The organism is Methylophaga sp. UBA1464 (genome assembly GCF_002325665.1).
Classification (GTDB): Bacteria; Pseudomonadota; Gammaproteobacteria; order Nitrosococcales; family Methylophagaceae; genus Methylophaga.
On the sequence record NZ_DCSO01000033.1, the window covers coordinates 1 to 4,164 of the forward strand.

The window sequence follows — 4,164 nt, forward strand, 5'->3', positions numbered from 1 at the left end:
GACAAACAGTTATCAATGGCCGCAGGTGTGGTGCCCCAGTCTTCATGTAATTTCAGACCGATAACACCGGCTTCAACCTGTTCTCTGGCGGGTTGTGGCTGAGACACATTGCCTTTACCGAAAAAGCCCAGATTCATTGGAAAGGCTTCAGCCGCTTCCAGCATCCGGTGAATATGCCAGGGTCCGGGTGTACAGGTGGTGGCATAGGTTCCGGTTGCCGGTCCGGTGCCGCCACCCAGCATGGTGGTAATGCCGGACATTAAGGCTTCTTCAATCTGTTGCGGGCAGATCCAGTGAATATGACTGTCAATGCCGCCAGCCGTGAGGATCATGCCTTCACCGGCAATAATTTCGGTACCGGCACCAATCGGGATGGTGACATTGGGTTGAATATCCGGATTACCGGCTTTGCCAATGGCCCAGATATGGCCGTCTTTAATCGCCACATCGGCTTTGATAATGCCCGTCACTGCATCAATAATCAGTGCATTGGTAATCACGGTATCGGCGACTTCACTGGCGACCAGCTGGGATTGCCCCATGCCATCACGTATGACCTTGCCACCGCCAAACTTGACCTCTTCACCATAGGTAGTGAGGTCCTGCTCGACTTCAAGCCATAACTCGGTATCGGCCAGTCGGACCTTATCGCCCACCGTGGGGCCAAACATTTCGGCATAGGCTTGCCGATCAATTTTAAGACTCATCACAAGGCTCCCATAACGCGGCCGGCAAAGCCGTAAACATGACGTAAACCGGATAACGCCACCAATTCAATGGTGCGGGTCTGGCCCGGCTCAAACCGGACAGCGGTACCCGGCGCAATATTCAAACGGAATCCATAAGCCAGTTGCCGATCAAATTGCAACGCATCATTGACTTCAAAAAAATGATAGTGAGAACCAATCTGTACCGGTCGGTCGCCACTGTTAGACACATCGATTGTGACCCGATCACGATCTACATTCATCTGCAAATCGCCCGCTTTTACTCGCATTTCACCTGGAATCATTGTCAGTGTCCTCAGATAATCGGGTTATGCACGGTCACCAGTTTGGTGCCATCAGGGAATGTCGCTTCGACTTGTATTTCCGGCAGCATTTCCGCAATGCCCTCCATCACGTCATCCCGTGTCAGCAATGTCGCGCCAAAATCCATCAGTTCAGCAACCGTTCGGCCATCTCGTGCCCCCTCCATAATCGCAGCAGAAATATAGGCAACCGCTTCGGGATAATTCAGTTTTACACCACGGTTTTTTCGTCTTTCAGCTAACAGTGCCGCGGTAAAAATCAGTAATTTATCTTTTTCTCTAGGGGTCAGTTCCATTGCTTTATTACCTTATTCATCTCTCTAGGTCGACCAGATACGGGGACGAACAGCATCACGTTTGCCATACCAGGGACGCAAGCAGTGCCATAATTTTTCAAAATAAACTTTAGCTTCCTGGGCGCACGGCCCGATATAACGTGCGGTAAAAATGTCTGGCAACGCCGACACACCATATTTTGCCGACGAATCAAGGGTAATCTGCTGACATTGCTGCAGGATCTCAGCAGGCGTGTTACTCGCAGCCACCACAAAACTGCCAAATACCACCTGAGATCGTAATCCGGCAATCGATGTTAATAAGGCGCTATCGGGTTTCAGCAATGCGGTTTCATTCCAGATCAGTTTGTTATCACGTTTAATGGTTAATTGTTGGCGGAAACGTCCACTATTCCAGCGTTCGCCACTGGCTTGTCTACCCAGACAAACCACTTCCCATCCGGCAAACACAGCATTATCACTCAGTTGAATCCGGGTTGTTAACGCCACATCGGCGCCATCGAACACGATATTTTCCTGCGGCAACCATTCCAGCTGACTATCTTCGCTCAACGTCATGTCAATATGTTGACTGGCTCGGCGACCGGCTGATTTATACCATTTTGTTGCACCCGGAGTGGTTAAAAGAGCAGATGATTCGGATTGCATTTCGACTGTTAACTGCAGATTATCGCCACCCGCCACTCCACCGGGAGGATGAATAATGACACCATGTGCCGGATTGTTACCTTCGGGATAGAGAATTTTTTGAATCACCAACGGCCCATGATGCTGACGACGGGCCAGGATGGTTTTAGCAGAGCGGCTATCAAATATCAGTTTCAGGCTGGCATCCCAGCCAGTCATCAACTGATTAATTGCAGGTTTTTCAATTTGTCGGGTTAACGGTAAAGCTGCTTCTGAGCGCACATTCATGCCAACACTCTCCTTCATGTTGGACATTGATAAGCATATTTGTCTGCCTGGATCTGTTGATCTTTCATAGTCGCCTTTGTTGTAAAACCTGAAATATCAACAGACCCTAATAACATTTGTCTTAAACCGTCAAATATTTCTTTATCGTGTCGGCATCAACGTCGGCACGCATATCTTCATGAATGAATTTACCTTTTTCAATCACGATAATACGGTCAGCGATTTCCATGGTGAAACTCAATACCTGCTCGGAGACAATAATGGTAATTTCACGCATTTTACGAATTTCATTTAACACCTTGGCAATATCTTTGATGATTGAAGGTTGAATGCCTTCCGTCGGTTCATCCAATAGCAACACTTTAGGATTGGTCACCAAGGCCCTGGCAATCGCCAATTGCTGTTGCTGACCACCTGACAGGTTACCGCCCTTACGATGACGCATGTCGTGCAGGACCGGAAATAACGCAAAGATCTCATCAGGAATATGTTTCATTTTCGATACCTGTAAACCGGTTTCGATATTTTCCTGAACGGTCAGTGTCGGAAATATCATGCGTCCCTGTGGAACATAAGCGATGCCGTTTGCTACCCGGCTGTGACTCTCCATACTACCGACCTCTACTCCTCCAATACTGACCTTGTCAGACTGGCTGGGCAGAATCCCCATCAGCGATTTAAACAGTGTCGTCTTACCCATGCCATTACGCCCCATAATGGCCAGCGTTTCATTTTGTTCGGCTTTAAAGCTGATGTCATGAATAACCTGGCTTTGACCGTAACTCACCTGCAAATTTTCTACTTCAAACATGGTTAATCTCCCAGCTTATAATCAATGCCCAAGATAGACTTCAATGACCTTTTCATCCGCCTGAACCTTGTCCATCGGACCTTCAGCCAGGATTTTCCCCTGATGCAAAACCGTGACCTTACGGGCGATTTTCTTGACGAACTCCATATCATGCTCAATCACAATCACCGCCCGATTTTCACAGATTCGATTCAGCAATTCTGCCGTTTCGTCCCGCTCCTTGGCACTCATGCCGGCGACCGGCTCATCCAGCATCAATAATTCCGGGTCTTGCATCAGGAGCATGCCAATTTCCAGCCACTGTTTCTGACCATGACTGAGAATGGCCGCTTCGGTATCCAGAAATTTATCCAGCTGAATTTCTTTGGCTACTTCGTTCACACGATTAATGACTTGCTCGGTGGTTTTGAAAAACAGACTGCCGAATACGCCACGGCCTTCGGGATAGGACACTTCCAAATTCTGATACACCGTCAGGTTTTCATAGATTGAAGGCGTCTGGAACTTACGCCCGATACCGGCACGAACAATTTGATGTTCGGCCTGTTTGGTCATTTCGGCATTTTTGAACTGAATTGAGCCGGAACTGGCTTTGGTTTTACCGCAAATCAAATCCAGCAGGGTGGTCTTACCGGCCCCGTTGGGACCGATAATCACCCGCAGTTCATTTTTATCGATATACATGGTTAGTGCATCCACGGCCTTGAAGCCATCAAACGATACCGTCAAATCTTCAATTGCCAGCAAAAAATCAGTTGTGGTAGTCATTATTTGGCTCCCTCAGTCGTCGGTTCGGATTCAATTTTGGCCGGTTCGGTTTTGCTCTCCGCTTTTTTCGAGCCAGCTAATAAAGGCCGAAGGAAAGGGACTTTGGGCGCGTATTTATTCCAGATGCCGGCCAGTCCATTCGGGAAGAACATGACCACGGCAATAAACAATCCGCCCATCAGGAATAACCACAATTCAGGGAACGTTTCAGAAAAAGCCGTTTTGCCATAATTGACCAGCAGGGTGCCGTAGACCACACCAATCAATGACATGCGCCCACCGACAGCAGCAAAGATAACCATTTCAATAGACGGCACAATGCCGACAAACGACGGTGACATAAA

Annotated in this window: 6 protein-coding genes and 1 pseudogene; all 7 read right to left on the reverse strand. The window is 48.2% G+C overall.

Annotated features, from left to right (window positions below):
* Window positions 1–707: urease subunit alpha (locus B3O33_RS03395; RefSeq protein ID WP_292362932.1), on the reverse strand; the 707-nt coding region annotated here is incomplete at its 3' end.
* On the reverse strand, window positions 707–1,012 hold the full coding sequence (locus B3O33_RS03400) for an urease subunit beta (RefSeq protein ID WP_292360834.1): 306 nt from the start codon (window positions 1,010–1,012) through the stop codon (window positions 707–709). The genes B3O33_RS03395 and B3O33_RS03400, both read right to left, overlap by 1 nt.
* An 11-nt stretch (window positions 1,013–1,023) precedes the next feature.
* A complete protein-coding gene (ureA, locus tag B3O33_RS03405; protein WP_292360835.1) occupies window positions 1,024–1,326 on the reverse strand; it encodes an urease subunit gamma in 303 nt (100 codons plus the stop codon).
* 24 nt (window positions 1,327–1,350) lie between these two features.
* Window positions 1,351–2,241 (reverse strand): urease accessory protein UreD, encoded by an 891-nt coding sequence (locus B3O33_RS03410; protein ID WP_292360837.1) that lies wholly within the window; start codon window positions 2,239–2,241, stop codon window positions 1,351–1,353.
* Window positions 2,242–2,362: 121 nt separating this feature from the next.
* Window positions 2,363–3,052 carry an urea ABC transporter ATP-binding subunit UrtE gene (gene urtE / locus B3O33_RS03415; protein ID WP_292360839.1) on the reverse strand — a complete coding sequence of 230 codons (690 nt, stop codon included), beginning with the start codon at window positions 3,050–3,052 and terminating at the stop codon, window positions 2,363–2,365.
* A gap of 21 nt (window positions 3,053–3,073) precedes the next feature.
* The gene (urtD, locus tag B3O33_RS03420; protein ID WP_292360842.1) at window positions 3,074–3,820 is read right to left on the reverse strand and encodes an urea ABC transporter ATP-binding protein UrtD; all 747 of its coding nucleotides are present in this window, start codon (window positions 3,818–3,820) and stop codon (window positions 3,074–3,076) included.
* Window positions 3,820–4,164: pseudogene (locus B3O33_RS03425) on the reverse strand (urea ABC transporter permease subunit UrtC); the annotation flags it as partial. The gene urtD and the pseudogene B3O33_RS03425, both read right to left, overlap by 1 nt.